Consider the following 5,006-nt stretch of genomic DNA (forward strand, 5'->3'; position numbering starts at 1 on the left):
CGCGGCGTGCGGCCTGCAGCGTAGGCCCGTGGTGTGCGGCCGGCCGGCCGTCGGCCTCCGGAGGCGAGCAGGCCGAGGAAGAGGTGCTTTGGGGTCCACGCGCGTCGCCGAGACGCGCAGGGCCTCGCGTCAGGCCCCGGCGAGGACGACGGCGGTGCGGCGCCAGGCGGCGGAGTCCGTGGCCATGGGTCCTCATTCCGTCTGCGCGGTGGGGCGGACGTGCGGGGACGGGCGTCCCTCCACGAAGCGGAGTTTACCGGGGCGTCGCCTGCGCGGAGGCCGTGACGGCACCGACGAGGTGCGGGGGCGCCGCCGCAGGCGGGACGGGCAGCGACCTCTTGAGACGTGCGGCGGACCGTTCCAGAGTGGTGCGGGACAGTTCACGGCCGTCCGGGCGGTTCCCTCGGAGACCTGCGCGGCCGTCCGTCTGATCGGTCGGCTCGGCCGCGTCGGCTGCCCCGATGCGGACCGGCGCGCGGCCATGCACAGAGGAGGACGTCGCATGAGCACCGCGGCAGCGCACACCGGCACACCCCGCATCCCGTCCCGTGGCCTGCGGAGCCGGCGCAGGCTAGGGGCGGTGCTGGGGCGCGGCGGGCCCTGCTGGGGCTCACGGCGTGTGGCCCCGACGAGGCGCCTGAGGCCTCCGCACCCTCCGCCTCCTCCTCGAAGGTCAGCGCCGATGCGAGTGCGGCTCCGTCCCGGGAAGCCGGTGCGTCGTCCCCGAAGCCCACGGCCGCGTCCGGCTCGGAGGAGCCGGACGGCGCGACGACGTCCTCCTCGGCCCCGTCCTCCCGCTCCCACGCCGGAGCGGCCACGTCGCAGGCGGCGTCGGAGGATCCGGACGAGATCGTCGCCTCGGTGCCCGGGAACTTCCGCGGCTCGGACTCGTCCACGCTGGCCCCGGGCGAGGCGGAGCGGGTCCTGCCGGGGATGCGAGCCGCCGTCGTCCCGGCAGCACAGATGCCGGGCAAGGTGGTGACGGACGAACGCATCCAGGAGATGCCCGACGTGCCCTTCACCCAGCCCCTGCCGCTGGACGGGGTGACGCCGACCGGTGAGTGCCGCGAGCTCGTGGAGCGCATCGACTCCACGACCGTGCCGCACACCGTCCTGCTGCACACCGGCTACGAGGTGGACCCGGGCTCGGAGCGGGTGCTCGGCCCCGAGGCCACGGTCGGCTCGTTCCTGGTCCACACGCCCTCCACGGAGGACCTCGTGGGCCCCTACGGCGCGCTGCCGGAGACGTGCGGGACGATCGAGGGCGAGGACGGCACGGCCGTCGAGTTCTCTGCGGTCGAGGGGGTTCCGGGCGCGGTGCTCGTCTCCTCGTCCGGTCCGCGCGGCGAGTCCGCGGTGACGCTCGGAGGGGTCTCGGCGGGGCACCGGCACCTGTCCACGGCGTTCGTGCAGGTGGAGCCGAACGCCGCGGCCGAGATGCTCCGTGCACAGATGGAGGCTTTCCGCGCGGCAGGCTGAGGCGCCGGGCTGCCGGGCCGCCGGCCCCTCGCGCCCGCATCCTGTGCCGGCCCGACCCGGCGGAACTAGGCTGGAGACAGGAGACCTGATCCCGTTGAGGAAGACGGAGACGAACCAGCATGGCGAAGACCACGAAGACGTCGGACGAGAAGACGACGGACGAGAAGACGACGGACGAGAAGACGACGTCGCCGAAGGCCGCCGAGAAGTCCGCGAAGAAGAGCGGCGAGAAGGGCGCGTCGAAGAAGGCAGCCGAGAAGTCCGCGAAGAAGAAGTCCGCGAAGAAGGCGGACTCGACGACGGCTCTGGCCGCGGTCGAAGTCGTCGAGGACGGCGCCGCACAGTCCCCGGACCCGGCGATGACCGGCGTGGTGGACGAGGCCGCGACGTCCTTCCACAACGGGGACGTGCTCACCGCCGGTGCCGACGGCCACGAGGATGCGGCGATCGCGCTCGAGGCCGAGGTGACCTTCGTCCTGGACGCGGATGCCGAGCTGCCGGACCTGTCCGCCGTCTTCGACCAGGGCGAGGTGCGGGAGCATGCGTTGCGCGCCGTCTACCTGGACACCGCGGATCTGCTCCTGCTGCGCAACCGCGTGACCCTGCGCCGCCGTGAGGGCGGCACGGACGACGGCTGGCACCTCAAGCTGCCCGCCGGAGCGGACCGGCTGGAGGTCCACACGGACCTGGGCACCGGAGCCGGCCGCTGGGCGGTCCCGGCCACGCACCTGGAGGCGCTCGCCGAGCAGCTCGGCGAGGACTGGGCGGCGCTGCCGGAGGCCGAGCGCGGCCTCATGCCGGTGGCGGTGCTGTCCACGCAGCGCACCGAGGTGGACCTGCTGGACGCGGAGGGGGCCGTCGTCGCGACCCTCTGCGACGACCGGGTGGAGGCCTCCCCGTCCGGCCGTGCCTGGCGCGAGCTCGAGGTCGAGCTAATGCCGGGGGCCGCCCCGGAGCTGCTGGACCTGACGGTGATGCACCTGGCCGGCCAGGGCGTCGAGCCCTCGGAGTCCCCGTCCAAGCTCGGCCGTGCGCTGGAGAAGTCCCTCAAGCGTCAGGAGAAGGGCAAGGGGCCGAAGAAGAAGGACCCGGCCGGCGTGCTCGTCATGGCCTACGTGGCCGAGCAGGCGGCGGTCATCCGCGCGCGTGAGGCGGCGTGGCCGAGGACGCGCCGGAGGCTGTGCACAAGTCGCGGGTGGCGATCCGCAGGCTGCGCAGCACGCTGCGCACCTTCGGCGACCTGTTCGAGGCGGAGCAGGCGGACGCCCTGCGCCAGGAGCTGGGCTGGTACGCCCGCCGTCTGGGCGCCCCGCGGGACGCCGAGGTGGTCTCCGCACGGATCCTCGCAGACCTGGACGGTGTGCCCCGTGCGGACTACCACGGACCCGTGAAGACCCGTGCCGCCGAGGAGCTCGACCGCCGCCACGCCGAGGCCCACGCCCAGCTGGTGAAGGCGCAGGCCTCGCCCCGCTACGGGCGCCTGATGGACACCCTCACCGAGTTCGTCGCGGCCCCGCCGCTGACCGGCGAGCACGGATGCAAGGGCAAGAAGGTCCTGCCGAGGATGATCGCGGACGCCGTGGCGGTCGCTGCGGAGACGGCCGCCGCGGCCCGTGACGCAGCGACGGCCCAGGAGCGCCTGGTGCTGCTGCACGAGACCCGCAAGCGGGCCAAGGCCGTGCGCTACGCGTTCGAGGCCATGGCCCCGGCCTTCGGCGAGGTGGCCGCGGCCCGTGCCTCCGAGTGGGAGCAGGTGACCGAGTCGCTCGGCGCCGTCCAGGATCTCGAGGTCGTGCTCCCGGCACTGCGCCGCGTCGGTGAGGCCGCCGCGGCCGCCGGCGAGTCCGCCTACACCTACGGCTGGCTGGCCGGCCGCCTGGACCAGGCGCAGGCGGAGGCCGAGGAGCAGGCGCTGCCGGCCCTCGACGCGGCCCTGCGTCACGCACGGGTCAAGCCGAAGGACCTGCTGGACGACTGATCGACGGGCACGACGACGTGCCACAGCCCGGAGGGCCCCGACGCCGCCACGGCGTCGGGGCCCTCTGCCTCACGCAGGACCGGAGGAGGCGTCCACGGCCGTCAGACGCGGTGGGACCCCGAAGTGCGGGGCGTCCCCGGCTCCTCCTCCCCGGCGTCCGGGTCCGGGACGTCGTCCGGGTCGAGCTGGGTGTGGAACGGCCGTCCCGTGGAGAGGTCCTCCGCGGTCCTGCCCGAACGCGGCTCCACGGCGAAAAACGAGCCCGCCTCCGCGAGCAGACGGGTGTGGGGAACCACCACGGACTCACCGGTGCGTGCGGCCTTGGAGACGATCCTGCCGACGCGGTGCTGGCGCTCCTCCATGCGCTCGAGGTCTTCGAGGACGGCGGTGTGCCGGCTGGCGAGCTGGATCTCGTCCGCCGCGTCCAGGCCGACCGCGAGCTGGCGGGCGCGCAGCAGCTCGGCGTCGAAGGCTGCGCCGGCCAGGAGGACGATCACGGTGACCCAGGCGATCGCGAGGATGCCGATCGCGGACGTGATCCAGCCGACCAGCTGCGTCTGGCCGAGGTTCGCCGTGACCCAGCCGAGCAGGACGGTGGCGCCGAACAGCAGCAGCACGGTGACGACCGCCCCGGGGGAGAACGCCCGGTACCGCGGCTGCCGGACGTTGGGGCCCAGCTGGTAGGCGGCGGACACCACGATCATGATGATCGCCAGGATCACGGGCCACTTCGCCACGTTCCACAGGTCGACCGCCTGCTGCGTCAGCCCGACGGCGCGGCCGATCCGGGCGGAGAGGTCTCCTCCCAGCACCACCAGCAGGAGCACGACGACGGCGCCGACCGTGAGCGAGAGCGTCTCCAGGAAGACGGCGAGGCGGAAGGCGGGGAACCGCCGGCCCTCACGCGTGTCGTGGATCCGATGCATGGCGCGGTGGAACGCGCCGACGGCGCCCGAAGCGGAGAACAGGGCGCCGAGGGCGCCGAGGACCACCGCCAGGGTGCCGGTCGCCTGACCGCCGAGGGCGAGGATCGTGGACTGCACGGCGTCCACGGACAGGGCCGGCCAGATCTCGTGCACCAGCCCCGCCGCGGTGGAGAGGGTCTCATCGCGCAGCCCCAGCAGGGACACCGTGGACACGAGCGCCACCATGGTCGGCAGCAGGGCGAGCACCGCGAAGAAGGTCATGGCCGCGGCCACGTCCCAGACCTGGATCTCCAGGAGCTTGTAGCCGGTGCGCCGCAGCACGTAGAGCAGGCTCACCCGTGGGCGCTCGTAGGTGCGCCGCGGACGCACGCGGCGGCGCCGGCCCTGGCTCTCGGTCATGGTTCCCACGGTAATGCCAGGACGGCCCTGTGCTGGCAGGCTGGTGGCATGAAGACACCGAAGATCGCCGCCCACCGGGGAGACCTCACCGCCGAGGCAGCCGACGTGCTCGTCAACGCCGCCAACTCGTCCCTGCTGGGAGGCGGCGGTGTGGACGGTGCCCTGCACGCCGCCGCGGGCCCCGCCCTGCTGGCCGCCTGCCGAGCCGTGCGCGCCGAGCGGTG

At 73.9% G+C, this 5,006-nt stretch carries 4 protein-coding genes and 1 pseudogene; 4 read left to right on the forward strand and 1 reads right to left on the reverse strand.

All coding sequences use genetic code 11. The features are described 5' to 3' along the window. Positions 1–861 precede the first annotated feature (861 nt). From AC2W7A_RS09445 to AC2W7A_RS09455, 3 genes and pseudogenes are all read left to right on the forward strand, one after another. The gene (locus AC2W7A_RS09445) at positions 862–1,479 is read left to right on the forward strand and encodes a hypothetical protein (RefSeq protein WP_485991140.1); all 618 of its coding nucleotides are present in this window, start codon (positions 862–864) and stop codon (positions 1,477–1,479) included. A gap of 359 nt (positions 1,480–1,838) precedes the next feature. Further along, a pseudogene (locus AC2W7A_RS09450) lies at positions 1,839–2,435 on the forward strand (CYTH domain-containing protein); the annotation flags it as partial. Positions 2,436–2,674: 239 nt separating this feature from the next. Further along, positions 2,675–3,457 (forward strand): CHAD domain-containing protein, encoded by a 783-nt coding sequence (locus AC2W7A_RS09455; RefSeq protein ID WP_485991141.1) that lies wholly within the window; start codon positions 2,675–2,677, stop codon positions 3,455–3,457. Between the two features lie 101 nt (positions 3,458–3,558). On the opposite strand, the gene AC2W7A_RS09460 is transcribed toward AC2W7A_RS09455, so the two are convergent. Further along, entirely contained in the window at positions 3,559–4,782 is a 1,224-nt protein-coding gene (locus AC2W7A_RS09460) for a YihY/virulence factor BrkB family protein (protein ID WP_485991142.1), read from the reverse strand. Positions 4,783–4,830: 48 nt separating this feature from the next. Here AC2W7A_RS09460 and AC2W7A_RS09465 point away from each other — a divergent pair. Continuing rightward, on the forward strand, positions 4,831–5,006 hold a 176-nt coding region (locus tag AC2W7A_RS09465; protein WP_485991143.1), incomplete at its 3' end, for a macro domain-containing protein.

It is taken from the genome of Micrococcus sp. LASM2_SD2 (genome assembly GCF_057364565.1).